This is a genomic window from Nonomuraea sp. NPDC049758 (genome assembly GCF_040674635.1).
Classification (GTDB): domain Bacteria; phylum Actinomycetota; class Actinomycetes; order Streptosporangiales; family Streptosporangiaceae; genus Nonomuraea.
Genome location: NZ_JBFAMZ010000001.1, coordinates 781,040 through 804,438, shown reverse-complemented (window position 1 = coordinate 804,438; position 23,399 = coordinate 781,040). Strand labels below are relative to the sequence as shown.

Here is a 23,399-nt window from a genome sequence, read left to right as displayed (position 1 = left end):
AGAAAGGGACCCCCTCATGAAAAGGACAGCCTTGCTGCTGGGCGCGGTGATGCTCGGCAGCCTGCTGGCCGCTCCTCCGGCCCTGGCCGCCGCCGCCCCGGCGACCTCGGTGACCCGGGTCAGGGCCGTTCCCGCCGGTCAGGCGGGCGAGTGCCCCACGACCGTGGCCTTCTCCGCCACCGTGGCCGCCAAGGGCAAGGGCACCGTGCGGTACCGCTGGGTACGCGGTGACCGCAGCAAGAGCGCCATCAGGAGCTTCCGCGTCAACGGCGCGCGCAAGGTCGTCGTGAGGGACCGCCAGACCTTCGACCGCGACACGACCGGCTGGCAGGCCGTCGAGGTGCTCGGCCGGCGCGGCCTGTCGGCCAAGGCCCGCTTCCGCGTCGCCTGCGCCGGAGCCCCGCAGCGGTACGACGTGGTCAACCCGCTGCCCGCCCAGCCGGACAGACCGCTGGAGGCGGCCGCGAGCGTGCAGGCGAGCCCGCCCCGCCAGGACGGCCACTGCCCGGCCACCGTGACGTTCACCGCGACCATCCAGGTCTCGCGCACCCCCGCCAAGGTCGGCTACCAGTGGATCGACAGCGCCACGGGCGAGGGCGCGGTGGAGTCGCTGTACTTCGCCGCCGGCGCCCCGCGCAGCAGGCAGGTCACGCTGCCGCTGTCCGTGGGCACCTCCACCGCGGGCTGGAAGTCGGTACGGATCCTCAACGCCGGCGGGCACGACTCCGCGCGGGCGTCGTACGAGGTGACCTGCCGCGCCACGCCGGGCCCCAAGCCCACCACGACCCCCACCCCGACGCCGACGACCTCCCCGACGCCCAAGCCGACCACGACCACGGAGCCCCCGGCGCAGCAGCCGCAGGCGGCGATCAGTGCCCTGACGCCCGGCGACTACGAGGGCTACTGCGACGAGCCCATCGCCTACCAGGCCACCGGCCGCATCACCCTCCCGGCGGGCCCGGCCGCCAGCGTCGGCTACTGGTGGACCCTCGACGGCACCGAGTGGCAGCACCAGACCGTCAGCTTCCCGGCCGGCGCCCAGCCCAGGTCGCAGGACGTCACCGCCGCCTGGAGCCTCGACCAGTCGAAGGCCGGCTCCCACAAGCTGGCGCTGACCACCCAGCCCGCCGCGGCCCAGGCCGCCGAGCGCACGTTCGCCCTGTCCTGCACGACCGACCCCGACCCCGCCAAGCTGGCCATCCCCTACATGCTGACGCCCGTCTACCGGGGCGACTGCACCGGCTCCATCGGCATGCGGGCCGACGCCCGGATCACCACCGACCGCGTGGCCGAGGTCCGCTACCGCGTCGTCGTGGACGGCAAGCCCGGCCCGGTCAGGACGCAGGAGGCCAAGCCCGACAGGGCCCAGATGATCGGCGACCTGTTCTACATCTCCCCGAAGGCCACCGGAAGCGGTGTGATCCGCATCGAAGTGCTGAACCACAACAAGCTGGTCAGGGAGAAGCCGTACACGGTGACCTGCGTGCCGGTGGACCCGTCGCCGGGCACGGTGCGGATCAGCGAGTTCCGGCCGGTCCACTACTTCGGCGACTGCGCCGAGGCCCCGTACGTGACCGCCCACGGCGCCTTCCGCGCCGCGCCGGACACCGAGATCACCTGGCGCTGGGTCATCGACGGCAAGCCCACGGAGCCGGCCACGTACAAGACCAACTCCGGCGGTCTGCTCCAGGTGCAGGCGGCCAACTGGCACCGGGACACGAAGACCTCCGGCGTGGTCCGGCTGGAGGTGCTGAACCACAACAAGCCAGCCATCGAAGGCACCTATCCGGTGACCTGCGAATAAGCCTCACAAGGCACATCCAACCCGGACACGACGTCGGCGCCCACCGCGTCCGGCTCCTCGCCCAGGGCGGCGCGGCCGAGCAGGGCTTCACCTTCGCCTGCGGCCCGGCCGCGCCCCCGGCGTACGTCACCGTCAGCGGGATGCTGACACCGTCCCGCGTCGGCGAGTGCGTCTCCCCCTTCGGGCTCCGGGCGGAGGCCGTGGTGGTCGCGGACCGCGACACCGAGATCCAGTACCGGATCGTCGTGGACGGCGTCCCCGGCTGGGTCCGGTCGCAGCAGGTCAGGGGCGGGGTCAGGACCCGGATCGGCGACCTTTGGTACAGCTCGGCGCGATCGAGCGGCACCGGCCGGGTACGTGTCGAGATCCTCAACCACAACAAGCCCGTCAAGGAGGAGAGCTACCTCTGGTCGTGCCGGGCGGTCCCGTCGCCGGTGCCTTACGTGCGGATCAGCGAGTTCACCCCGATGGCCTACTACGGCGACTGCGCCGAGGCGCCCTGGCTGACCGCGCACGCCGGCTTCCGCGCCCCGGCGGGCGCCCGGATCGACTACCGCTGGCTGATGGCGGGCACGCAGCTCGACACGAAGTCGCTCATCGTGCCCGAGAGCGGGATCCTGAGCGTGCAGGCCCCCGTGTGGCGGCAGGAGTCGAAGCAGTCGGGGAACCTCACGCTCGAAGTGCTGAACAACAACCAGCCGACGCTGACCTCGACCCAGCGCGTGGTCTGCCGCTGACTAGGACGTGACGACGCGCTCCTGCCCGGCGTAGACGTTGCAGCGCTCGCCGCGCAGGAACCCCACCAGCGTCAACCCGAACTCCCTGGCCAGATCGACGGCCAGGGACGAGGGCGCCGACACCGCGCAGACCGCCGGGACGCCGGCCGCCAGCGCCTTCTGCATGATCTCGTAGCTGGCCCTGCCGCTGACCATGAGCACGTGCTCGGCCAGCGGCAGCCGGTCCGCCAGCGCCGCCCAGCCGACCAGCTTGTCCACGGCGTTGTGCCGGCCGACGTCCTCGCGCAACGCCAGCAGCGTGCCCGTCGCCGAGAACAGGCCCGCCGCGTGCAGCCCGCCGGTCTTGCCGAACACGCCCTGGGCCGCGCGCAGCGCGCCCGGAAGGCCGTAGAGGACCTCGGGGGTGAGTTCGAGCGAGCCCCTGGGGATCGGCTTGCACCGGCCGTGCAGCGCGTCGAGGCCGGCCGAGCCGCAGACGCCGCACGCGCTGGAGGTGAGGAAGTGCCGGTCGAGCGCGGGCAGGTCGGGCACCGGGCCGTGCAGGCGGACGGTGACCGTGTTGTAGCGGGCCTCGGGCGGCAGGTCGTCGTCCGTGCAGTACGCGATGGCCGCGATGTCGTCCGGCCCGGCCAGGCCCTCGCCGCTCAGGAACCCGGCGGCCAGCTCGAAGTCGTGCCCCGGGGTGCGCATGGTGATGGCGACCGTCTTGCGGGTGCCGTCGCCGCCGGTGAGACGGATCTCCAGCGGCTCCTCCGTGGCCAGGTCGTCGCGCCGGTCGCGGGAGCCGGAGCCGGCCAGCTCCCGGATGCGGACGCGGGTGGTGGGCCCGGGGCGCGCCTTCACAGCGGCCGCACGGTGACGAGCGCGTTGTAGTCGGGGATGCGCGCCTGTGGCGAGCGCCGGGCCTCGTCGAGCAGGACGTTCCCCTCCGGCCAGTGGATCTGCAGGTTGCCCGGCATCAGCGGGGCGCGCAGCACCTTGCCCTGGTAGGAACGCTCGCCCGCGCGCAGCTCGACCGGCGCGCCGTCGGCCAGCCCGAGCCGGTCGGCGTCGTACGGGCTCATCAGCACGGCCTCGCGCGCCGCGCCGTTGAAGCCGTCGAGCCGCTCGTGGACCATGCTGTTGAACTGCTTGCCGCGCCTGGTCGCGACCTTGAACGTGCCGTCGGGGCGCTCAAGGGCGGGCGGCTCGACCACGGAGAAGACGGCCAGCCCGTCGGGCGTCTGGAAGCGGCCGTCGGCGAAGAGGTGGCGGCCGCCGTACTGGACGTTGTCCCCGAACTTCCGCAACCCGGAGATGCCCTGGTAGAACGGCACGACCTGCTCGATCTCCGCACGGATCTGCGGAGTGCCGGTGAACCGCACATGGTCGGCTATCTCCGGACGGGTACGGGCGGCCAGCTCGGCGAAGATCTTCCACTCCGGCCACGCCTCGCCCACGCGCGGCCCCTCGACCTCGGGCGAGAAGATGATCCGCCGCTCGGTGGAGGTCTCGGTCACGCCGCCGACCATCTCGTAACGCGTCTGGGCGGGCAGCAGCAGCACGTCGCCCTCGCCCGGCACGAGCATCTGCGAGGACAGCACGATGTCGATGTGCACCCGCAGCCCCAGCCTGGACAGCGCCTCCCGGCAGTAGGCCGGGTCGGGCAGCACCTCCAGGAAGTTGCCGCCGGAGGAGACGAGCGCGTCGAGCTCGCCCCGGTGGGCCGCGTCGATCATGTCGGTCGCGGTCAGCCCGGCCGTGTCGGGCACCTGGAAGCCCCACAGGTCGGTGAACTTGGCGGCGTTGGCGGACGTGATCGGCAGGCCGCCGGGGAAACCGGTCGCGTACGCGCCCATCTCGGCCCCGCCCTGCACCCCGCTGTGCCCCCGGATCGGCATCAGCCCGCACTTGTCGCGCCCGAGGAAGCCGCGCGCGAGCGCCAGGTTGACGATCGCCCGGACGTTGTCCTCCCCGTAGGTGTGCTGGGTGATGCCCATCGACCAGACCAGCACCGCCGAGCGCGCCCGCCCGAGCAGCTCGGCCAGCCGGAACATCTGCTCCTTGGTCGCCCCCGAGAGCGCTTCGAGCTCGGCCCACGACTGGGCCTCGACGGCCTTGCGCGCCTCCTCGAACCCGGACGTGCGCCCGGTCACGAACGCCTTGTCCACCCAGTCGTTCTCGATGAGGTGCTTGAGCACGCCGTTGAGGAAGCCGATGTCGCCGCCGACGTTCACGCCGAAGAACTCGTCGGTGATCTTCGTGCCGAACAGCGCGGACTCGGCGTTGGAGGGCACCCAGTACTTGTCCATGCCCGGCTCGCGGTAGGCGTTGACCATGGCGATCCGGGTGCCGGCCTTCTTGGCGTGGTAGAGGTACTTCATCGCGACCGGCTGGTTGTTCGACGGGTTCGAGCCGATGAAGACGATCAGGTCCGAGCCGATCCAGTCGGTGTAGGAGCAGGTCGTGGCCGCCGCGCCGATGGTCTGCTTGAGGGCGACCGTCGAGGGCGAGTGGCAGATGCGGGCGGCGTTGTCGACGTTGTTCGTGCCGAGCGCCCGCACCGCCTTCTGCGCCGCGTAGTAGTTCTCGTTGGGCACCCCGCGGCTGGTCAGGTACGTGCCGAAGCGCGCGCCGCGCAGCCGCTCGGCCGCCACCCGCAGCGCCTCGTCCCACGTGACGCGGGTGAAGCCGGGCTCGCCCGCCCGCCGCAACATCGGGTACGGCAGCCGCCCCAGCTCCCGCAGCTCCGCGCTCTTGCGCCCGGCCAGCCCCGAGACGTCGCGCAGCAGCGACACGTCGAGCGCGGGCATGGTGTTGAGCGGCAGCAGGCGCAACCTGATGTTGCACAGGTGGATCTCGTCCATCGTCCAGTCGCGCATGCCGTGCGTGCCGAGCGCGCAGCCGTCGCAGGTGCCCTGGTTGAGTATGCGCCAGGCGTAACGCCTGTTCCCCTTGACCGACCTGAACGCCTTCCACAGCTCCAGGTAGTTGTTCGGCTTGCGCAACCCGAGGCCGAAGGGCCGCCACGATGCCCAGTTGCGAGGGTCAGGACGTCTGCTCATCCCCCCATCTTTACCCCTCATGCGGACTTCGAGACCAGCCGGTGCGGTGCGACGACCTCGGCGCGGGTTCGGCCAAGATAGGGGGATGGCCTCCTCGCGCTACTCCGACCTCGACCGTCCGCCGCTCTCGGAGGCCGCGCTCAACCGCGCGCTCGTGCGTCCGGGCGCCCTGTGGACGGGCGTCACCGTCGTCGAGACCACCGGCTCGACCAACGCCGACCTCGCCCTGGCCGCCCAGGCCGGGGCCGAGCAGGGCCGGGTGCTGGTGGCCGAGTCGCAGGTCGCCGGCCGGGGCCGGCTCGACCGCGCCTGGTCGGCGCCGCCGCGGTCGGGGCTGACGTTCTCCGTCCTGCTCAGGCCCACGACGCCGGTTCCGACCCAGGGGTGGCTGCCGCTGCTGTACGGCGTGGCCGCCGCCTCGGCCGTGCGCCGGCTGGCCGAGGTCGACGTGCGCCTGAAGTGGCCCAACGACCTGCTGGTGGGCGAGCGCAAGCTGGCCGGGGTGCTGGCCGAGCGGGTCGACGACGCCGTCGTCATCGGCATGGGGCTCAACGTCTCCCTGCGCGCGGAGGAGGCGCCGGTCGAGACGGCCACGTCGCTGGCCATCGAGGAGGCGGCCTGCGTCGACCGCGACCCGCTGCTGGGGGCCGTGCTGCGCGAGGTCGAGAGCCACTACCGCGAGTGGGAGGCGGCCGGCGGCGACGCCGAGGCGGCCGGGCTGCGCGCCGCCTACCTGGCCGCCAGCGCCACGGTGGGCCGTGACGTCCGGGTGGAGCTGCCGGGCGAGCAGGTGCTGACCGGGCGGGCCACCGGCATCGACGGGTCCGGCCACCTCCAGGTGGAGTCCGGCGGCGAGCGCTACACGCTGGGCGCCGGAGACGTCGTGCACGTGCGGGCCGCCCGATGAGCAAGGGCGTAGCCGCTCGGCCGGGTTGGTGGCAGCATGTGCGGCATGACCCTTCCCGACCACCATCTGACGCAGGGTGAGCAGCGCGTCCGATCCTTCCATCCCCACTGGAAGCGCCTTGTCGGCCCGTTCTTCGCGCTGATCCTCATCGCCGCGGCAGCGGGTGCGGCCCTCTACTTCTTCCCCACCGCGTGGGGGGAGAGCGTCACCTCCTACGGCAGGATCGCCGTCGCCGTCATCGCCGTGATCCTGCTGACGATCTTCTCGTTCGTGCCCTACCTGCAGTGGAAGAACACCGGGTACGTCCTGACGACCCACCGGTTCACGATCAGCATGGGCGTGCTCAACAAGTCCACCGACGAGATCCCGATGGCCAAGGTCAACACCGTCAGCTCCGACCAGACGTTCCTGGAGCGCATGCTGGGCTGCGGCACGCTGACCGTCGAGTCCGCGGGCGAGCGCGGTCAGATCGTCCTGCGCGACATCCCGCGCATCCAGGACGTCCGCATGGACCTGTTCAAGCTGGTCGAGGACGCGTCCGACGGAGAGATCGACGGCCACTGAGGTTGGCGTAGCCTGCTGATCGTGAACGCCACACAACCGCCCGGCAGGCCGACCGCCGAACAGATCGAGCGCACGCTCGTCGGCATGCCGGCCCGCCACACCCGCGCGCAGGTCGCGGCCGGGGCCGGGGTGTCGCAGGAGCTCGCCCAGCGCATCTGGCGGGCGCTCGGCTTCGCCCAGTTCCCCGACGACGCCGTGGCGTTCAGCGACGCCGACGTGGCCGCGCTGCGCCGGGTGCGCAGCCTGATCGACGGCGGCCTGCTCGACGAGCAGACCGTCATCCGCATGGCCCGCGCGCTCGGCCAGACCACCGCCCGGCTGGCGCAGTGGCAGGCCGAGATCGTGATCGGCACGATGGTCCCGGACTCGCGCACCGACGCCGACCTGAACGGCGTCCTCGACACGGCCAAGGCCCTCCTGCCCGACTTCGAGCACCTGCTGGTGCACGTCTGGCGGGCCCAGCTCGCCGCCGCCGGCACCCGCCTGCTGGCCGTCGCCGACGACCAGGACGAGCGAGGGCCGGCCCGCGTGTCGATCGCCGTCGGCTTCGCCGACCTGGTCTCCTTCACCCGGCGTTCGCGCGAGCTGGACGAGCGGGCGCTGGCCTCGCTGGTCGAGGGCTTCGAGTCGCGCGCCGCCGACGTGGTGGCCGCGCACGGCGCGCGGCTGGTCAAGACGCTCGGTGACGAGGTGCTGTTCACCGCGCCCGCCCCGGCCCAGGCCGCGGCGATCGCCCTCGACCTCGCCGACAGCCTGGAGCTGCGCATCGGCATGGCGTACGGGCCGGTCGTGCCCATGATGGGCGACGTGTTCGGCACCACCGTCAACCTGGCCGCCCGGCTCACGGCCATCGCCCGGCCGGGCACGATCCTGGTCGACTCCGAGCTGGCCGAGGGCCTGGCCGGAGCGCCGGACGGGATCGAGGTGCACAAGATCCGGAGGCGGCCCGCAAGAGGGCTCGGCGTGGTCCAGCCCTATGTCTTGCGGAGATCATCCTCCTGACACAAGATGGCTGCCATGCCGTACGAAGTGCAGGGCGTGATCGCCCGCGGTAAGGGCCAGGAAGTTTCGCTGGAGACGGTGGTCGTCCCCGACCCCGGGCCGGGCGAGGCGGTGGTGAACGTGCAGGCCTGCGGGGTCTGCCACACCGACCTGCACTATCGCGAGGGCGGGATCAACGACGACTTCCCCTTCCTGCTGGGCCACGAGGCCGCGGGCACGGTCGAGGCCGTCGGCGAGGGGGTCACCGGGCTGGCGCCCGGCGACTTCGTGATCCTCAACTGGCGCGCGGTGTGCGGCCAGTGCCGCGCCTGCCTGCGCGGCCGGCCGTGGTACTGCTTCGCCACCCACAACGCCACCCAGAAGATGACGCTCAAGGACGGCACCGAGCTGTCGCCCGCGCTCGGCATCGGCGCGTTCCTGGAGAAGACGCTGGTGGCCGCCGGCCAGTGCACCAAGGTGTCGGCCGAGGCGCCGGCCCAGGTCGCGGGCCTGCTGGGCTGCGGCGTGATGGCCGGCATCGGCGCGGCGATCAACACCGGCGGCGTGACGCGCGGCGACAGCGTGGCCGTGATCGGCTGCGGCGGGGTCGGCGACGCGGCGGTCCTCGGGGCGTCGCTGGCCGGGGCGTCCCGGATCATCGCCGTCGACGTCGACGACCGCAAGCTGGAGTGGGCCCGCGGGTTCGGCGCCACGCACACGGTCAACTCGCGGGAGAACGACCCGGTCGAGGCGATCCGCGACCTGACCGGCGGGTTCGGCGCGGACGTGGTGATCGATGCGGTCGGCCGGCCGGAGACGTACGAGCAGGCGTTCTACGCCCGCGACCTGGCCGGCACGGTGGTCCTGGTGGGCGTGCCGACGCCGGAGATGCGGCTGGAGCTGCCGCTGCTCGACGTGTTCGGCCGCGGCGGCGCGCTGAAGTCGTCCTGGTACGGCGACTGCCTGCCCTCGCGGGACTTCCCGATGCTGATCGACCTGTTCCTGCAGAACCGGCTGCCGCTCGACCGGTTCGTCACCGAGACGATCGGGCTCGACCAGGTCGAGGAGGCGTTCGCCAAGATGCACCGCGGCGAGGTGCTGCGCTCGGTGGTGGTGCTCTGATGATCGACCGCGTCATCACCTCCGGCACGTTCTCGCTCGACGGCGGCACCTGGGAGGTCGACAACAACGTCTGGCTGGTCGGCGACGCGCGCGAGGTCGTGATCATCGACGCCGCGCACGACGCCGACGCCATCGCCGCGCGGGCCGGCGGCCGCCGGGTCAAGGCCATCGTGTGCACCCACGCCCACAACGACCACGTCAACGCCGCCGCCCGGCTGGCCGAGCTGACCGGCGCGCCGATCCTGCTGCACCCGGCCGACCAGGTGCTCTGGGAGCAGGTGTACGGGCCGGAGGTGGCCTACACGCCGCTGGCCGACGGCGAGAAGATCACGGTGGGCGGGGTGGCCCTGGAGGTGCTGCACACGCCGGGCCACTCGCCGGGCGCGGTCTGCCTGCACGTGCCCGACGCCGGCGTGCTGTTCAGCGGCGACACGTTGTTCAAGGGCGGACCGGGGGCGACCGGGCGGTCGTACTCGTCGTTCGACACGATCATCGAGTCGATCGCCGGGCGGCTGCTGTCCCTGCCGCCCGAGACGGTCGTGCACACCGGCCACGGCGACTCCACGTCCATCGGGGCGGAGGCGCCGCACCTGGAGGAGTGGCGGGCGAGAGGCCACTGACCTGCGGGGTCAGGTGAATGTGACGCCTCTAACATAGGCAAGCCTTACCGAAGTGAGCTATCTTAGGTGTGCCTAACCTAAAGGCGTCCCCTTCATGCTCGCTTGAGAGGCCTGTCCCCGGATGTATGTATGCATTTGTCGTGCCGTGACCGAGAACGAGGTCCACGACTGCATCGCCTCCGGGGCGAAGAGCGCGAAACAGATTCGCGACACCACTGGGGCCGGTGGGGACTGTGCCCGTTGTGTACGGAAGATCTGTGCGATCCTGAAGCAGTCTGAAGAACTGACGACCGCATAGCCGCACCGTGACGAGGGGCCCGTTCATGCAGGGCGACAAGCAGATCATCGAACTCCTCAACGAACAGCTGACCGCCGAGCTCACGGCGATCAACCAGTACTTCCTGCACGCGAAGATGCAGGAGAACTGGGGATACACCAAGCTGGCCAAGCACACGCGCGACGAGTCCTTCGAGGAGATGCGCCACGCCGAACGGCTGACCGACCGCATCCTGTTCCTCGAAGGGCTGCCCAACTACCAGCGCCTCGGCACGCTGCACATCGGCCAGACCGTCGAGGAGCAGCTCAAGGCCGACCTGGAGGTCGAGCTGGCAGTGGTCGAACGGCTGCGCCCGGCGATCCAGCTGATGAGGGAGAAGGGCGACATCACCTCCGCCCGCATCTTCGAGGACATCCTCGAGGACGAGGAGGAGCACATCGACTACCTGGAGACCGAGCTGGGCCTGATGCGCAGCCTGGGCGAGCAGCTCTACCTCGCCCGCTACGCCGAACCCCAGTCCGTCGACGACTAGAGCCCCCGTTCTCTCCGGCCCCGCCGCCCGCCCGGGCAGCGGGGCCGTCGTCATTCCCGCCGCCCCCGGGCCGCCCGCGGCGGCCTGACGGATACTGGGGGAGGCGAGCCCAGGACACCTGTGAGGGAGTGGTCTGCATGCTCTATCTCTTCGGCTTCGAGCGCATCGGCGTGGCCGTCGGCGACCTGTACTTCGTCGACCCCGACCCGGGAGAGCACCAGGAGGGCGCCGAGCACGGCGTGCGCCTGGAGATCCGCAGGCTCGCACCGGGCGAGCTCAAGGGGTCGATCTACTCGGCCCGTCCGATCGTCGTCGATCAGCTCATCTGGCGGGTCGACCTGCTGGAGTCGGTCGACGGCACGCCGGGCAGCTTCGACCGTACGCACCACCACCCGGGCTCCAGCGGCTGGGAGCCCGACCGGCGGGTGTTCGACGAGGACCTGTCGGCCGAGCCGCTGAAGTGGCTGGGGGAGCGGCTGGCCGACCTCGACGGCGTGCTGCGGCAGTCGGGCGTCGATCCCGCCGAGGTCGGCGCGGACGACGCGGCGAGCCTGCGGGAGACCGCCCCCGAGATCGTCGACACGGTCCGCCGCCTGCTCGACCGGGTACGCGCCGGCGAGCTCGGCACCGCCCCGGCCGGCGGCCCGGCCGGCTCCGTCCGGTCGAGCTGGCTCTGAACGGCACGTTCCAGGCATTCCGGCGCCCGGATCGGGGTATCACGCTCCGGGCGCCGCGCCGGGCGCGACGCGTCCCGCGGATGCGGGCGTACGTGGTCTGATGGGAAAGCCTGGAGCGCTTTGTGTTTTCCCCTCGATAATCGCGGTAATTTAATCACGACTAACCCTTATTTAGCTTCGTTTGCCCAGGTCAATGGATAGGTCAACGACAAGTCAAACCGCGCGCTGTGCCCGGGAAACGATCGCCTAAGGTCCTACGATCGCTTCATGACCTGCGTACTTCTCGCCGAGGATGACACCTCGATCTCCGAGCCACTCGCGCGTGCGCTACGCCGCGAGGGCTATCAGGTAGAGGTGAGCCCCGACGGCCCGCAGGCCCTGGAGAGGGCCCTGTCGGGCGGCATCGACCTCATTGTTCTCGACCTCGGGCTGCCAGAGATGGACGGTCTGGAGGTCGCCCGCCGGATCCGTGCCGAGGGGCACGGCACCCCGGTTCTGATACTCACGGCCCGCGTCGACGAGGTGGACACCGTCGTCGGCCTCGACGCCGGCGCCGACGACTACGTGACCAAGCCGTTCCGGCTGGCCGAGCTGCTCGCACGGGTGCGCGCGCTGCTGCGGCGCGGCACCTCCGAGACCCCGGTCGTGCAGGGGGTCCGCATCGACGCCGACTCCCGCCGCGCCTGGATGGGGGAGAAGGAGCTGCACCTGACGACCAAGGAGTTCGACCTGCTGCGGGTCCTGGTCCGCGACGCCGGCAAGGTCGTCACCCGGGAGCAGATCATGCGCGAGGTGTGGGACACCAACTGGTGGGGTTCGACCAAGACCCTCGACATGCACATCTCCTGGCTGCGCCGCAAACTCGGCGACGATGCCGCCAAGCCCCGATACATCACGACGGTCCGGGGAGTCGGCTTCCGGTTCGAACGCGAGTAGGCGCATGCGCCGTCGACTGCTCTCCTCCACACTGGTCGTCGCGGTCATCGCGGTCCTGTTGCTGGGGGTCCCCCTGGGCGTCGTGGTCAGCCGTCTGATCGTCGACGAGGCGGCTCAGGAGCTCGGGGCGGAAGCCAAACGTCTCGTGGGCGAGGTCGAGTACGCCCGGGTCCAGGAGACCCCGCTCGACCCGCAGCAACTGGAGCAGAAGTACCCGGGCAGGTACATCCAGATCTGGGAACGCGGAACCCCTCTGCGGGTGACCGTCGTCGGCACCGCGCCGGCGTCGGGTCACCTGATGACCGAGGACGCACAGACCAACACCGGTGTCTACGTCCGGATAAGTCGTGACCGGGATCAGGTCGAGCGCGACGTCCGGGCCAGGCTGCTGCTGATCGTGGCGCTGGCCGTCGCGGCGCTCGCGGTGGCCGTCAGCCTGGCCGTCGTACAGTCACGCAGACTGACGCTGCCCCTGCAGGACCTGGCGAAGATCGCCGAGCGGCTGGGGTCGGGCGACGCGCGGCCGAGCAAGCACCGCTACGGCATCCCCGAGCTGGACCGCGTGGCCCAGGTGCTCGACCGCAGCGCCACCCGCATCTCCGACCTGCTCACCCGCGAACGCGAGTTCGCCACCGACGCCTCCCATCAGCTCCGCACGCCCCTGACCGGCCTGACCATGCGCCTGGAGGAGATCGTCGCCGCCTCGAACGAGCCGGAGGTCGTCCGCGAGGAGGGCGAGGCGGCCATCGTGCAGGCCGAGCGCCTGACCGCGGTGATCGACGAGCTGCTCGCGGCGGCCCGTCGCCAGCGCCACGCCCAGGCCGAGCCCGTCGCCATCGACGAGGTGCTCATCCAGCAGATCACCGAGTGGGAGCCGGTCTTCCGCGAGGCGGGCCGCACGCTGCACCTCGACGGCACCCGCGGCCTGAAGGCGATGGCCACCACCGGCGGCTTCGGCCAGGTCATCGCCTCGCTGCTGGAGAACTCCCTGCGCCACGGCGGCGGCACGGTCACCGTCACCAGCACCTGCGGCGACAACTACATCGTGATCGAGGTCGCCGACGAGGGCCCCGGCATCGCCGACGAGATCGCACCCAAGATCTTCGAACGGAACGTCAGCGGCGGCGGAGGCACCGGCCTCGGGCTCACCCTCGCCCGCGCGCTGGCCGCCGCCGACGGCGGACGGCTGGAACTGGTGCGGCGCCGGCCGGCGACGTTCGCCATCTTCCTGCGCCCGGCCGAGGAGGACAGCAGGAACCGCGTGGTCAGCGGTCCTGCCTGATCTCCGGCAGCTCCACCGGGATCGGCTCGGTGGCCTCCAGGAACACCCACTTCTTGTACGACCAGTAGCGGAACAGCGTGCCGAGGCCGACGCCGGCGAAGTTGGCGATGTTCAGGCTCAGGCCGTCGTGCAGGTGGAGGGTGTACTTGGTGAAGCCGATCACCAGCAGGCCGAACAGCAGGGCGACGCCGTTGAGCAGGAAGAACAGGAAGTATTCGCGGCCCAGGCCGCTCTGCTCGCGGTGGCGGAAGGTCCAGAAGCGGTTGCCCAGGTAGGCGAAGGTCGCCGAGAGCGTGGTGGCGAGCACCTTGGAGGTGAGGGGGCCCCACTCGAAGCCGAGCAGGAAGAGGTTGTAGACACCCGTGTCGAGCAGAAAGGCGACGGCCCCGATGCTCCCGAATTTGGCCAGTTCGTGAACCAGGGACTCGAACCGCTGGTAGAGGCGCTTGGCAAACTCCACGTCCGCGCTCGGTCCTTTCCCTCGTCGAGACTGACCACCTCAGCGTACCGGCGATGTCGTACGGGCGGTGTCAGAGGGCCGAACATACCCCGCAAAGACCACTTCTAGAAATATCGCCTTATGGGCGGCATTTCTGAAAGATCGGCATTACGCTGCCGTTCAGATCGCGGGCCCGCCCGCGATGTCGGACCTGCCGCTCCAGACGGCCGCCCTCCCGGGAGCCACCTGTGCCGCTTCGACTGCTCGCGTTGGTCCTGGCCCTGCTCACCGCGGGCTGTGGCGCGACCGGCGGCGCCCCGGTGCTCCAGGAGGACCGCACGCCTGCCCCGGCAGCCGCGCCACGGGTCGACCCGGCGACCGCCGAGCAGGCGTTCTCGCTGCTCCGGCAGCTCGACGGGGCCTGGCAGCGGCGGGACTGCGCCGCCGTACGGGAGCTGACCACGTGGGCGGAGCGGACGCTGGACGGCCGTGCCTGCGAGGCGACCCGGAACGGCCGTCCAGCCCGTCCCGCCGACCCCGTCTACGTGCTGCCCGACGCGGGCGACTGGTTCGCCGCGCTGGCCCGCGAGCCGTCGCCCGCGTACTACCTGTTCTTCCTGGAGGACGGCCGCTGGCGGCTGGGCGCGGGGCCGGTCCCGGTGCCCGGCGAGCCGGCGCGGCAGGCCGCCGAGGTGCCGGCGTCGCTGGTCAGGCAGGCCCGGCTGGTGCCGCAGCGGCACCTGACGTACCTCACCGACCCGGCCGGGGTGGCGGGCGTGCGCTTCCCGGCGGGGGATCCGCTGCGCGGGCTGCTCAAGGACGTCACCGCGAACCGCGCCGACGTCGAGCTGTTCGGCACGCGTACCCTCGCGATCCCGGTGGCCGCCGGTTCCGTCCTGGTGTTCGACGCCCTTCGGCTCACGTACCAGGGAGGGCGCACGGATCTGGTGGTGACGGCCAGCCTCGTCGGCGCGGGCAACCGGATCAGGACGCTCGGGCTGCGCCGGGGACGTGCCGGTTGACGACGGCGTGGTGCCGCGGCGGGAGCGCGTGAGTTGACGACGGCGAGGTAGTCGTTCCGTCCCGGTAAGCTCACCTCACGTGAGTTCCTACAGTCCCATCGGGCCGGTCGTCGGCATCGTCGGCGCCGGTCAGCTCGCCCGGATGACGCAGCCGCCGGCCATCGCGCTCGGGGTCGAGCTGCGGGTGCTGGCCGCCGCCCCCGGGGAGAGCGCCGCACGAGTGATCGTCGACACCCAGCTCGGAGACTACCGCGACCTGGCCGACCTGCGGGCGTTCGCCCAGGGCTGCGACGCGATCACGTTCGACCACGAGCACGTGCCGACCGAGCACATCAGGGCCCTGATCGCCGACGGCCACGCCGTGCACCCGGGCGCCGACGCGCTCGTGCACGCCCAGGACAAGGCCGTCATGCGCGAACGGCTGACCGCCATCGGCGCGCCCTGCCCGGCCTGGGCCCGGGTCGCCTCGGCGGCGGACGTCGCGGCGTTCGCCGACGAGCACGGCTGGCCGGTCGTGCTGAAGTCGGTGCGCGGCGGCTACGACGGGCGCGGCGTGTGGGTCTGCCGCACCCCCGACGACGTGGCCGAGGCGTTCGCCACCGGCGTCGAGCTGATGGCCGAGGCGTTCGTGCCGTTCGAGCGGGAGCTCGCGGTGCTGGTGGCCCGCTCGCCCCACGGGCAGGGCGTCAGCTACCCGGTCGTGGAGACCGTGCAGCAGGACGGCATCTGCGTCGAGGTGATCGCCCCCGCCCCCGGCATGGACCCCGAGGAGGCCGCCGTCGCCCAGCGCATCGGCCTGAAGATCGCCCACGAGCTGGGCGTGACCGGGCTGCTGGCGGTGGAGCTGTTCCAGACCGCCGACGGCCTCGTGGTGAACGAGCTGGCCATGCGCCCCCACAACAGCGGTCACTGGACGATCGAGGGTTCCACCACGTCCCAGTTCGAGCAGCACCTGCGGGCCGTGCTCGACCTGCCGCTCGGCTCGCCCGCGATGACCGCCCCGGTCGTCGTCATGGCCAACCTGCTGGGCGGCGACGACCCCGACCTGTTCAAGCGCTACGAGCACGTGCTGGCCCACGACCCCGGCATCAAGCTGCACTTCTACGGCAAGGAAGTGCGTCCGGGCCGCAAGATCGGCCACGTCACGGCCCTGGGCGCCGACCTTGACAAGGTGCGCGCCCGCGCCCGCCACGCCGCCGTCTACCTCATGACCGGGGAGTACACGTGACAGAGCGAATCGGGATCGTCATGGGGTCGGACTCCGACTGGCCCGTGATGAAGGCCGCGGCCGAGGCCGTGGCGGAGTTCGGGGTGCCGTTCGAGGCCGACGTCGTCTCGGCCCACCGCATGCCGGTCGAGATGATCGAGTACGGCCGGCAGGCGGCCTTGCGCGGCATCCGGGTGATCATCGCGGGGGCCGGCGGGGCGGCGCACCTGCCCGGCATGCTGGCCTCGGTGACGCCGCTGCCGGTGATCGGGGTGCCGGTGCCGCTGAAGTACCTCGACGGGATGGACTCCCTGCTGTCGATCGTCCAGATGCCGGCCGGGGTGCCGGTGGCCACGGTGGCGGTCGGGGGCGCGCGCAACGCGGGGCTGCTGGCCGTCCGCATCCTCGGGGCGTCCGACGCCGGGCTGCGCGAGCGCATGGAGGAGTTCCAGGGGCGTCTCAAGGAGCAGGCGTACGCCAAGGGTGAGAAGCTGCGCGCCGAGGCCGCGGAGCTCTGAGCAGGCAACTCAGGGCCGTTCAGGGGCAGATCGGACTTCCCGGGCGCCCGGTTCCCCGTGGTGAGGGGTCCCGGGCGTTCGGAGAGGTGCCGCGGCGGGGTTACGGGCGGCCGAGCGCCCGGTAGTGCCAGCCGGCCGAGCGCCACACCTCGGAGTTGAGCGCGTTGCGGCCGTCGACGATGCGCCGGGTCGCGACCACCGCGCCCAGCTCCTCCGGATCGAGCTCCAGGAACTCTTTCCACTCCGTCAGCAGCAGCACCACGTGCGCCCCGCGGACCGCCTCGACGGCCGACTCGCCGTAGTTCAGCTCCGGGTGAGCCTTACGAGCGTTGTCGAGCGCGATCGGGTCGTAGACGGTGACCTGTCCGCCCTGGTGGCCGATCGTCACGGCGACGTCCAGGGCGGGGGAGTCTCGAATGTCGTCCGAGTTCGGCTTGAAGGCCGCGCCCAGCACGCCGACCGTGCACCCGTGGAACGAGCCGCCCGCCAGCTCCCTGGCCAGGTCGACCATGCGGGCGCGGCGGCGCATGTTGATCGCGTCGACCTCGCGCAGGAACGTCAGCGCCTGGTCGGCGCCCAGCTCGCCGGCCCGTGCCATGAAGGCCCTGATGTCCTTGGGCAGGCAGCCGCCGCCGAAGCCGAGCCCGGCGTTGAGGAAGCGCCCGCCGATGCGGTCGTCGTACGAGAGCGCCTCGGACAGCTGCTTGACGTCGGCGTGCGCGGCCTCGCAGACCTCGGCCATGGCGTTGATGAAGGAGATCTTGGTGGCGAGGAAGGCGTTGGCCGCCGTCTTGACCAGCTCCGACGTCGCGAAGTCGGTCACCACGAACGGGACGTCCCCGAGCGGCGCGTACACGTCGCGCAGCACCTTCTCGGCCCGCTCCGAGCGCACGCCGAGCACGATGCGGTCGGGGTGGAGGGTGTCCTCCACCGCGAAACCCTCGCGCAGGAACTCCGGGTTCCACGCCAGCTCGACGCCGACGCCCGCCGGCGACAGGCGGGCGAGCTTGTCGGCCATGCGCTCGGCGGTGCCGACCGGCACGGTGGACTTGCCGACGACCAGGCACTCGCGGTCGAGAAGCGGCGCGAGCGACTCGATGGCGCTGTCCATGTACGACACGTCCGCGGCGTACTCGCCCTTCTTCTGCGGTGTGCCGACGCAGACGAAGTGCACGTCGCCGAAGGCGGCGACCTCTTCGTAGGAGCTGGTGAAGCGAAGGCGTCCGGAGTCGAGCCCACGGCGGAGCACGGGTTCCAGCCCGGGCTCGTGGATGGGGAGCTCACCGTCGTTCAGCCGGCGGATCTTGTCCGCGTCAATGTCGAGGCCAAGGACTTCGAATCCGAGATCCGCCATGCAGGACGCATGCGTGATGCCCAGGTATCCGGTCCCGATCACCGTGAGGCGATATGGCACGAGCGAGCTCCTTTCGATCGCCAGGCATGCTACCGGCCTTCGCTACCTCCTTCGTGCCACCTCCGTCTGTTCGCAAACCGTACTAGCTGGTAACAAAGTGCTCGGACGTCCTAGTATCTATGCATGAGCTTCCCTCTCTATGCGCCCGCCGAAGAGCACGACATGCTCAGGGAGACGGTCCGCGCCCTGGCCGACGAGAAGATTGCGCCGCAGGCCGCGGCGGCCGACGAGTCCGAAGAGTTCCCCTGGGACGTCTACAAGGCCCTCGTCGCCGCCGACCTGCACGCCGTGCACGTTCCCGAGGAGTACGGGGGCGCCGGGGCGGACGCGCTGGCCGCGGTGATCGTCATCGAGGAGGTCGCGCGGGCCTGCGCGTCGTCCTCGCTCATCCCGGCCGTGAACAAGCTGGGCACCGTGCCGCTGCTGCTCTCGGCGTCCGAGGAGCTCAAGCAGCGTTACCTGGCGCCGGTGGCGAGGGGCGAGGCCATGTTCTCGTACGCGCTGTCCGAGCCGGAGGCGGGCTCCGACGCCGCCGCCATGAAGACCCGCGCGGTCCTCGACGGCGACCACTACGTGCTCAACGGCACCAAGATGTGGATCACCAACGCCGGCGTCTCCGAGTACTACACCCTGATGGCCGTGACGGACCCGTCCGCCGGCGCCCGGGGTATCTCCGCCTTCGTGGTGGAGAAGTCCGACGAAGGCGTCTCCTTCGGGCCGAAGGAGAAGAAGCTCGGCATCAAGGCCTCGCCGACCCGCCAGGTGATCCTGGAGAACGTCCGCATCCCGGCGTCCCGCATGATCGGCGAGCCCGGCACCGGCTTCAAGACGGCCCTCGCCACCCTCGACCACACCCGCGTCACCATCGCCGCCCAGGCGCTCGGCATCGCCCAGGGCGCCCTCGACTACGCGATCGGCTACGTCAAGGAACGCAAGCAGTTCGGCCGCCCGATCGGCGACTTCCAGGGGCTCCAGTTCATGATCGCCGACATGGCGATGAAGCTGGAGGCGGCCAGGCAGCTGACGTACCGCGCGGCGGCCAAGAGCGAGCTGGCGATGCACGGCCGGCCGCAGAAGGACCTGACGTTCCTGTCGAGCGCCGCCAAGTGCGCCGCCTCGGACGCCGCCATGGAGATCACCACGGACGCGGTCCAGCTTCTGGGCGGGTACGGGTACACGAAGGACTTCCCGGTGGAACGCATGATGCGCGACGCCAAGATCACCCAGATCTACGAGGGCACCAACCAGATCCAGCGCATGGTGATGGCCCGCCAGCTCCTCAAGTAGGCGTCCGACCTGCAGAACCCGAGACCGCGGGGTGCGGTCCCGGGTTTTCGCGGGGGAGGCCGTGGGGATCGTCGGACGACTCCGCTCGAACGTGCCGAGGTGAGCATGCACGAGCTCGCACTGGTCGACCTGGTGGACGAATCTCTTTTGCGCTGCCAGGTGATGACGTGGACCGATGGCGAGACGTACGAGCTGCGGTTGAATGGCGCAGGCGTTTCGCCGGTCAGGGTTCTCTCGTCGGTCGACTTCGAAGACGGTTTGCGGCAGCTGAGAGCAGAGCTGGAGCGGCGGAATCTGCTGTTGCTCTGCAACAGGTACCGTCGCGATGCGTTCGTCTCCTCGATGTCATGTCAAATGAGCGAGGGACTTTCGTGTTACTTGGTCGTCGCCGGGGAACCTGTTTCGCCAGAATTGCTTGTCGACAGCCTCGGGGCCGCCTTCAGGGGTGATGTCGTCACAGCCGAGGAGGCATCGAAGTTCATCGGTGAGTGGATCGCCGGCTTCGATGACTGAGGAGTCTTTTTCGGGGTCGCCGTGAGCTGCGGCGATTTCGTGTCGGTCGGACGAAGCCTTCGGCGGCGAGGCGGGGGCCGTGTTCGTCGATGATGTGGCAGCAGCTTTCCACGGTCAGCTGGGTTCGCTCCAGCCGGTAGCTGAAGCCGCCGTACATGCCGGGGACGGCGAACCAGCAGGCCGGGTGACGTTGCTCGGTCAGAGGTTCCAGGTCGGGAAGGCGTAGCTGGTGCTCGGTGACCAGGGCGCCAGGCGCCGCGGGCGGTCAGCCGGTGCACGACGTTGACGTCGGCTCTTCGAGCAGATGGTCCTTGTAAATCGACCGCTGAGTGATGCCGTCCCACCTCGAAGTCCTGTTCCATGGAGCCTCTGTCCGCTCGGTCACGGAGACAGACCAAGGTACGTCACGACGCGTTTAGGCTGGAGCTGCTTCTGAGGAGGTGGCCGGGTGACGTTGACCGAGGTGATGGCCGAGCTGGCCGCGCTGGAGGATCCCAAGGCGCGCGAGGTGAACGAGAGACACGGCGACGATCACGGCGTGAACCTCGGCAAGCTGCGCGCCCTCGCCAAGCGGCTGAAGACGCAGCAGGAACTCGCGCGTGGCCTCTGGGAGACGGGCGACACCGCGGCGAGGCTGCTGGCGATGCTGGTCTGCCGTCCGAAGGCGTTCGAGCGGGACGAGCTGGACATGATGGTGCGCCAGGCGCGTACGCCCAAGGTGCATGACTGGCTCGTGAACTACGTGGTGAAGAAGAGCCCGTACGCCGAGGAGCTGCGGGTGGCCTGGTCGGCCGATCCCGATCCGCTGGTCGCGAGCGCCGGGTGGGCGTTGACCGTCGAGCGCGTGGCGAAGAAGCCTGAGGGGCTCGACCTGGTGGGGCTGCTCGACGTCATCGAGGCGGAGATGAAGGACGCTCCCGACCGTCTGCAGTGGGAGATGAACAACTGCCTGGCGCACATCGGGATCGAGCACGCCGAGCACCGCGCCCGCGCGATCGGCATCGGTGAGCGGCTGGAGGTGCTCAAGGACTATCCGACGTCCCCGGGATGCACCTCGCCGTTCGCGCCGGTGTGGATCGCCGAGATGGTACGCCGGGAGCAGGGCGGGGCGGCTCACTAGAGGGTGGGCCTGGTGTCCGGTTTCGGGGGCTCAGGTGGTCTTACGGTGCTTCGCCTGCGATGTCAGCATGGCGGGCCATGGACATCGACGGCTTCTGGGAACTGATCGAGCGGTCCGGCCGGGCGGCCGAGACGAAGGACGCGCGGCTCGCGTGGCTGCTGGAGGAGCTTTCCGGCCGTTCTCCGGAAGAGCTGATCGACTATCAGTGCCTGTGGACGGGCGTTCAGGCGCGCGGTTGCACCATGGATCTGTACGCCGCCCATTGGTTCGTGTTCAGCAGCGGTTCGCTGGACGGTTTCGAATACTTCGTGAGCTGGCTCATCAGCCTCGGGCGAGAGTCGTTCGAGAGGGTCGCCGACTGCCCCGACTCGCTCATCGAACTGCCTCAGGTGTTGCGTTACCTGGATCTCAAAAGGGAATATGCCGGCTCGAAGAGGGCCCGCTCGCGGGGCATACAGCGTCGTCATGAGGAGGCGTGGCCGGAATTCGAGCTGCTGGCCTACGTCGCACTTGAAGCCTACGAGAGGATCACCGGCTCAGATTCCGCGGCGTTGTACGAGGCCGTTCATGGGCGCGGCGTTTTCAGTGGCTTCCCTTTGATTCCGGCGCTCGGCGGCGTCCCGGACGGCGAGCAATGGGATTTCGACGACCCGCGGGAATTTGTGCGGCGGCTGCCGCGCATAGCTCGTCATCGAGGATTGTGAAGGGCGAGGAGGAGTTTCGTCAGCACCCGGGATCCGTGTGGGTCCAGGGCGGAGAGTTCTTCGGAGTCCCGGAAGTCGTGACGCGTGTAAAGCGCGATGGCCGGGGCGTTGCCGGCTTTGACGGAAAGTCGCAGGGTCCCCTCGTCACCTGGCCCATCTTTCGATCTCGCGGATCAGGCGGTCCCCGACTCCCCGGCCGCGGGCGGATGGGCTCACCCACATGGACACCAGCTCGACGCTGTCCGCCGTCTCGGTCGGGACGCCGCCGGCCATCCCGGCCGGGCGTCCGTCGAGGAAGGCGACGACGTTGTGCGAGCCGCGCATCGTCAGGCGGGCCCGCCAGCGTTCCTCGCGGTCGCCGTCGCCCTGCCGGTCGGCCAGCGTGGAACCGAAGGCTGGGCCGGCGTCGGCGAGCGCGGCCAGCCGTGGTTCGCGCCAGAGCGGCCAGTCGTCGGACTCCAGGATGCGTAGTTCGACCATGTTCCGACGCTGCCCGCCGACGGTGGGGACGGGCAACGGGATTTGCCGCCGGAGGGGGCCGGGTTACGGCGTGCGGTCGGTGTCGGCGCTTTCGCGGCTCCAGATCTGCCTGGCGCGGGGGAGATCTCTGATGGTGCCGCCTTCCGGGATCATGCCCCAGAGGAAGGGGACCAGGTAGGCGGGTGGGCCGCCCAGGAGTTCGGTCAGTTCGTCCTCGGTGACGGCGAGGGTGAAGCGGGGGCCCGGTCGCGCGGAGGCCCAGCCTCTTTCGAGTGCGCGGCGGACGCATGCGGCGACGAGCGGCGGGCGGATCGCGATCGTCCGGGCTCCCCGCCAGTTGTCCGGCCGGGCGCAGGGGAGTGACACGAGCAGGACGCGGCCGGGATCCTCGTCGCGTTCGACGACGAAGGTGAGCGGGGCCGCGGAACTGCCGTCGCCGAAGGCGGGTCTGTGGCTGACCCGCCAGCGGAAGGCGGTGCCGTCGACCGTGATGAGCCGCGAGCCCTTCCTGGGCATCGCCATGGGCGCCTCCGGGTGCTGCCTTCGCGACAAATGGGTGCAGGACGGTCGCCAGCGTAACCCGCCGCCGCCCGCGGGCAGGGCCGGAACGGGCAGGTGCGGAACGGGCTCGGGGGAGGTGCGGGTCTGGGAGGTGCGGTCCGGGAAAGGTGCGGTCAGGGGGGAAGTGTGGGACCGGTGCGGGGTCTCCGACCGGTCCTCGGTGCGTTCGCCGTCCGTGCGGGTGCGGGTGCGGGTGCGGATGCGGGCGCGGGTGCGGGGCCGGGGGTGTGCGGGCGCGAGACGTGCCGGGGTGCGGGGTGTGCGGTTGCGGGACGTGCCGGGGCGGGGTCAGTCGCTGGTGTCCTGCGAGGGTGTCTCGGGTTTTTGGGAGTTCAGCCAGGTGTGCACGGCCGAGGTGCCGGTGATCCAGAGCGCCGCGAAGCCGCCGGAGGCCGTCGCGCCCGCCATGATGGCGCCCGCGACCGTGCTGCCGTTCCCGGTGGCGAGCAGGCCGGCGACGACACCGACGAGCAGCGCGAGCAGGGCGCCGCTGACCGCCGACCAGATGAGGGTTGCCTTGCTCATTCATGTCCCCTTGCCGTACGGGCTTGTTCGTTGACGTAGGAGTACCAGCGGGACTCGGGGGCGCGTCCGCGCAATTGATCGTTCCGGCCATGATCGCGCTTGCCTCGGACGTATTCGGACGGCATC

At 70.7% G+C, this 23,399-nt stretch carries 26 protein-coding genes; 19 read left to right on the top strand and 7 right to left on the bottom strand.

Annotation, left to right across the window (positions count from 1 at the left end):
• The first annotated feature begins 16 nt into the window (after nucleotides 1-16).
• Both AB0J46_RS03730 and AB0J46_RS03725 read left to right on the top strand, forming a co-directional pair.
• The gene (locus AB0J46_RS03730) at nucleotides 17-1,804 is read left to right on the top strand and encodes a hypothetical protein (protein WP_364325913.1); all 1,788 of its coding nucleotides are present in this window, start codon (nucleotides 17-19) and stop codon (nucleotides 1,802-1,804) included.
• Nucleotides 1,805-1,944: 140 nt separating this feature from the next.
• Nucleotides 1,945-2,541, top strand: a complete 597-nt coding sequence (locus AB0J46_RS03725) for a hypothetical protein (protein ID WP_364325910.1) — start codon at nucleotides 1,945-1,947, stop codon at nucleotides 2,539-2,541.
• Here the strand turns inward: AB0J46_RS03725 and fdhD are convergent, their stop codons facing one another.
• Both fdhD and AB0J46_RS03715 read right to left on the bottom strand, forming a co-directional pair.
• Nucleotides 2,542-3,384: a formate dehydrogenase accessory sulfurtransferase FdhD gene (fdhD, locus tag AB0J46_RS03720; protein WP_364325907.1), complete on the bottom strand. Its 843-nt coding sequence runs from the start codon at nucleotides 3,382-3,384 to the stop codon at nucleotides 2,542-2,544.
• Nucleotides 3,381-5,585, bottom strand: a complete 2,205-nt coding sequence (locus AB0J46_RS03715; RefSeq protein WP_364325904.1) for an FdhF/YdeP family oxidoreductase — start codon at nucleotides 5,583-5,585, stop codon at nucleotides 3,381-3,383. The genes fdhD and AB0J46_RS03715 overlap by 4 nt, the downstream gene beginning before the upstream one ends.
• An 85-nt stretch (nucleotides 5,586-5,670) precedes the next feature.
• On the opposite strand from AB0J46_RS03715, the gene AB0J46_RS03710 reads away from it, so the two are divergent.
• The 10 genes from AB0J46_RS03710 to AB0J46_RS03665 all read left to right on the top strand — a co-directional run bounded on the left by AB0J46_RS03710 (nucleotide 5,671) and on the right by AB0J46_RS03665 (nucleotide 13,483).
• Nucleotides 5,671-6,492, top strand: coding sequence for a biotin--[acetyl-CoA-carboxylase] ligase (locus tag AB0J46_RS03710; RefSeq protein ID WP_364325901.1), 822 nt, complete (start codon nucleotides 5,671-5,673; stop codon nucleotides 6,490-6,492).
• Between the two features lie 45 nt (nucleotides 6,493-6,537).
• On the top strand, nucleotides 6,538-7,056 hold the full coding sequence (locus AB0J46_RS03705; RefSeq protein ID WP_364325898.1) for a PH domain-containing protein: 519 nt from the start codon (nucleotides 6,538-6,540) through the stop codon (nucleotides 7,054-7,056).
• 84 nt (nucleotides 7,057-7,140) lie between these two features.
• Nucleotides 7,141-8,058 carry an adenylate/guanylate cyclase domain-containing protein gene (locus AB0J46_RS03700; protein WP_364326170.1) on the top strand — a complete coding sequence of 306 codons (918 nt, stop codon included), beginning with the start codon at nucleotides 7,141-7,143 and terminating at the stop codon, nucleotides 8,056-8,058.
• A gap of 15 nt (nucleotides 8,059-8,073) precedes the next feature.
• Nucleotides 8,074-9,159 carry an S-(hydroxymethyl)mycothiol dehydrogenase gene (locus tag AB0J46_RS03695; RefSeq protein WP_364325895.1) on the top strand — a complete coding sequence of 362 codons (1,086 nt, stop codon included), beginning with the start codon at nucleotides 8,074-8,076 and terminating at the stop codon, nucleotides 9,157-9,159.
• The gene (locus AB0J46_RS03690) at nucleotides 9,159-9,779 is read left to right on the top strand and encodes an MBL fold metallo-hydrolase (protein ID WP_352361821.1); all 621 of its coding nucleotides are present in this window, start codon (nucleotides 9,159-9,161) and stop codon (nucleotides 9,777-9,779) included. The genes AB0J46_RS03695 and AB0J46_RS03690 overlap by 1 nt, the downstream gene beginning before the upstream one ends.
• Nucleotides 9,780-9,900: 121 nt before the next feature.
• Nucleotides 9,901-10,077 carry a (2Fe-2S)-binding protein gene (locus AB0J46_RS03685; RefSeq protein WP_125632481.1) on the top strand — a complete coding sequence of 59 codons (177 nt, stop codon included), beginning with the start codon at nucleotides 9,901-9,903 and terminating at the stop codon, nucleotides 10,075-10,077.
• Between the two features lie 25 nt (nucleotides 10,078-10,102).
• A complete protein-coding gene (bfr, locus tag AB0J46_RS03680; protein ID WP_352361818.1) occupies nucleotides 10,103-10,588 on the top strand; it encodes a bacterioferritin in 486 nt (161 codons plus the stop codon).
• Nucleotides 10,589-10,725: 137 nt separating this feature from the next.
• On the top strand, nucleotides 10,726-11,265 hold the full coding sequence (locus AB0J46_RS03675; protein WP_364325892.1) for a hypothetical protein: 540 nt from the start codon (nucleotides 10,726-10,728) through the stop codon (nucleotides 11,263-11,265).
• Nucleotides 11,266-11,532: 267 nt separating this feature from the next.
• Nucleotides 11,533-12,201 (top strand): response regulator transcription factor, encoded by a 669-nt coding sequence (locus AB0J46_RS03670; RefSeq protein WP_043620820.1) that lies wholly within the window; start codon nucleotides 11,533-11,535, stop codon nucleotides 12,199-12,201.
• Nucleotides 12,202-12,205: 4 nt separating this feature from the next.
• On the top strand, nucleotides 12,206-13,483 hold the full coding sequence (locus AB0J46_RS03665) for an ATP-binding protein (RefSeq protein WP_352361812.1): 1,278 nt from the start codon (nucleotides 12,206-12,208) through the stop codon (nucleotides 13,481-13,483).
• Here AB0J46_RS03665 and AB0J46_RS03660 read toward each other — a convergent pair.
• The gene (locus AB0J46_RS03660) at nucleotides 13,467-13,943 is read right to left on the bottom strand and encodes a GtrA family protein (protein ID WP_352321617.1); all 477 of its coding nucleotides are present in this window, start codon (nucleotides 13,941-13,943) and stop codon (nucleotides 13,467-13,469) included. The two genes, AB0J46_RS03665 and AB0J46_RS03660, sit on opposite strands and share 17 nt — an antisense overlap.
• A 227-nt stretch (nucleotides 13,944-14,170) precedes the next feature.
• Between AB0J46_RS03660 and AB0J46_RS03655 the strand changes: the two genes are divergently transcribed.
• From AB0J46_RS03655 to purE, 3 genes are all read left to right on the top strand, one after another.
• On the top strand, nucleotides 14,171-14,944 hold the full coding sequence (locus AB0J46_RS03655; RefSeq protein ID WP_364325888.1) for a hypothetical protein: 774 nt from the start codon (nucleotides 14,171-14,173) through the stop codon (nucleotides 14,942-14,944).
• A gap of 79 nt (nucleotides 14,945-15,023) precedes the next feature.
• On the top strand, nucleotides 15,024-16,172 hold the full coding sequence (locus AB0J46_RS03650) for a 5-(carboxyamino)imidazole ribonucleotide synthase (RefSeq protein WP_364325885.1): 1,149 nt from the start codon (nucleotides 15,024-15,026) through the stop codon (nucleotides 16,170-16,172).
• A 20-nt stretch (nucleotides 16,173-16,192) separates the two neighbouring features.
• Nucleotides 16,193-16,669, top strand: coding sequence for a 5-(carboxyamino)imidazole ribonucleotide mutase (purE, locus tag AB0J46_RS03645; protein ID WP_364326167.1), 477 nt, complete (start codon nucleotides 16,193-16,195; stop codon nucleotides 16,667-16,669).
• 100 nt (nucleotides 16,670-16,769) lie between these two features.
• Here the strand turns inward: purE and AB0J46_RS03640 are convergent, their stop codons facing one another.
• Entirely contained in the window at nucleotides 16,770-18,083 is a 1,314-nt protein-coding gene (locus AB0J46_RS03640; RefSeq protein WP_364325882.1) for a UDP-glucose/GDP-mannose dehydrogenase family protein, read from the bottom strand.
• Between the two features lie 123 nt (nucleotides 18,084-18,206).
• Here AB0J46_RS03640 and AB0J46_RS03635 point away from each other — a divergent pair, with 123 nt between their 5' ends.
• The 4 genes from AB0J46_RS03635 to AB0J46_RS03620 all read left to right on the top strand — a co-directional run bounded on the left by AB0J46_RS03635 (nucleotide 18,207) and on the right by AB0J46_RS03620 (nucleotide 21,707).
• A complete protein-coding gene (locus tag AB0J46_RS03635; protein ID WP_352361802.1) occupies nucleotides 18,207-19,370 on the top strand; it encodes an acyl-CoA dehydrogenase family protein in 1,164 nt (387 codons plus the stop codon).
• Nucleotides 19,371-19,469: 99 nt separating this feature from the next.
• A complete protein-coding gene (locus AB0J46_RS03630; protein ID WP_364325878.1) occupies nucleotides 19,470-19,883 on the top strand; it encodes a hypothetical protein in 414 nt (137 codons plus the stop codon).
• A gap of 466 nt (nucleotides 19,884-20,349) precedes the next feature.
• Entirely contained in the window at nucleotides 20,350-21,003 is a 654-nt protein-coding gene (locus tag AB0J46_RS03625) for a DNA alkylation repair protein (RefSeq protein ID WP_364326164.1), read from the top strand.
• A gap of 77 nt (nucleotides 21,004-21,080) precedes the next feature.
• Nucleotides 21,081-21,707, top strand: a complete 627-nt coding sequence (locus AB0J46_RS03620) for a DUF4240 domain-containing protein (protein ID WP_364325875.1) — start codon at nucleotides 21,081-21,083, stop codon at nucleotides 21,705-21,707.
• Nucleotides 21,708-21,851: 144 nt separating this feature from the next.
• Here AB0J46_RS03620 and AB0J46_RS03615 read toward each other — a convergent pair whose 3' ends face one another.
• The 3 genes from AB0J46_RS03615 to AB0J46_RS03605 form a co-directional block, all read right to left on the bottom strand.
• Nucleotides 21,852-22,187, bottom strand: coding sequence for a GNAT family N-acetyltransferase (locus tag AB0J46_RS03615; protein ID WP_364325872.1), 336 nt, complete (start codon nucleotides 22,185-22,187; stop codon nucleotides 21,852-21,854).
• A 63-nt stretch (nucleotides 22,188-22,250) separates the two neighbouring features.
• Entirely contained in the window at nucleotides 22,251-22,709 is a 459-nt protein-coding gene (locus AB0J46_RS03610) for a hypothetical protein (protein WP_364325869.1), read from the bottom strand.
• A 327-nt stretch (nucleotides 22,710-23,036) separates the two neighbouring features.
• Nucleotides 23,037-23,273 (bottom strand): hypothetical protein, encoded by a 237-nt coding sequence (locus AB0J46_RS03605; protein ID WP_352321601.1) that lies wholly within the window; start codon nucleotides 23,271-23,273, stop codon nucleotides 23,037-23,039.
• Nucleotides 23,274-23,399: the final 126 nt, after the last annotated feature.

What these genes read in the sequence shown, in the direction of transcription:
- AB0J46_RS03730 (WP_364325913.1), top strand. Translation starts at nt 17, where the DNA reads ATGAAAAGGACAGCCTTGCTGCTGGGCGCGGTGATGCTCGGCAGCCTG.
- AB0J46_RS03725 (WP_364325910.1), top strand. Translation starts at nt 1,945, where the DNA reads ATGCTGACACCGTCCCGCGTCGGCGAGTGCGTCTCCCCCTTCGGGCTC.
- AB0J46_RS03715 (WP_364325904.1), bottom strand. Translation starts at nt 5,585, where the DNA reads ATGAGCAGACGTCCTGACCCTCGCAACTGGGCATCGTGGCGGCCCTTC.
- AB0J46_RS03710 (WP_364325901.1), top strand. Translation starts at nt 5,671, where the DNA reads ATGGCCTCCTCGCGCTACTCCGACCTCGACCGTCCGCCGCTCTCGGAG.
- AB0J46_RS03705 (WP_364325898.1), top strand. Translation starts at nt 6,538, where the DNA reads ATGACCCTTCCCGACCACCATCTGACGCAGGGTGAGCAGCGCGTCCGA.
- AB0J46_RS03700 (WP_364326170.1), top strand. Translation starts at nt 7,141, where the DNA reads ATGCCGGCCCGCCACACCCGCGCGCAGGTCGCGGCCGGGGCCGGGGTG.
- AB0J46_RS03695 (WP_364325895.1), top strand. Translation starts at nt 8,074, where the DNA reads ATGCCGTACGAAGTGCAGGGCGTGATCGCCCGCGGTAAGGGCCAGGAA.
- AB0J46_RS03690 (WP_352361821.1), top strand. Translation starts at nt 9,159, where the DNA reads ATGATCGACCGCGTCATCACCTCCGGCACGTTCTCGCTCGACGGCGGC.
- AB0J46_RS03685 (WP_125632481.1), top strand. Translation starts at nt 9,901, where the DNA reads ATGTATGTATGCATTTGTCGTGCCGTGACCGAGAACGAGGTCCACGAC.
- bfr (WP_352361818.1), top strand. Translation starts at nt 10,103, where the DNA reads ATGCAGGGCGACAAGCAGATCATCGAACTCCTCAACGAACAGCTGACC.
- AB0J46_RS03675 (WP_364325892.1), top strand. Translation starts at nt 10,726, where the DNA reads ATGCTCTATCTCTTCGGCTTCGAGCGCATCGGCGTGGCCGTCGGCGAC.
- AB0J46_RS03670 (WP_043620820.1), top strand. Translation starts at nt 11,533, where the DNA reads ATGACCTGCGTACTTCTCGCCGAGGATGACACCTCGATCTCCGAGCCA.
- AB0J46_RS03665 (WP_352361812.1), top strand. Translation starts at nt 12,206, where the DNA reads ATGCGCCGTCGACTGCTCTCCTCCACACTGGTCGTCGCGGTCATCGCG.
- purE (WP_364326167.1), top strand. Translation starts at nt 16,193, where the DNA reads ATGGGGTCGGACTCCGACTGGCCCGTGATGAAGGCCGCGGCCGAGGCC.
- AB0J46_RS03635 (WP_352361802.1), top strand. Translation starts at nt 18,207, where the DNA reads ATGAGCTTCCCTCTCTATGCGCCCGCCGAAGAGCACGACATGCTCAGG.
- AB0J46_RS03625 (WP_364326164.1), top strand. Translation starts at nt 20,350, where the DNA reads ATGGCCGAGCTGGCCGCGCTGGAGGATCCCAAGGCGCGCGAGGTGAAC.
- AB0J46_RS03620 (WP_364325875.1), top strand. Translation starts at nt 21,081, where the DNA reads ATGGACATCGACGGCTTCTGGGAACTGATCGAGCGGTCCGGCCGGGCG.
- AB0J46_RS03615 (WP_364325872.1), bottom strand. Translation starts at nt 22,187, where the DNA reads ATGGTCGAACTACGCATCCTGGAGTCCGACGACTGGCCGCTCTGGCGC.
- AB0J46_RS03610 (WP_364325869.1), bottom strand. Translation starts at nt 22,709, where the DNA reads ATGGCGATGCCCAGGAAGGGCTCGCGGCTCATCACGGTCGACGGCACC.
- AB0J46_RS03605 (WP_352321601.1), bottom strand. Translation starts at nt 23,273, where the DNA reads ATGAGCAAGGCAACCCTCATCTGGTCGGCGGTCAGCGGCGCCCTGCTC.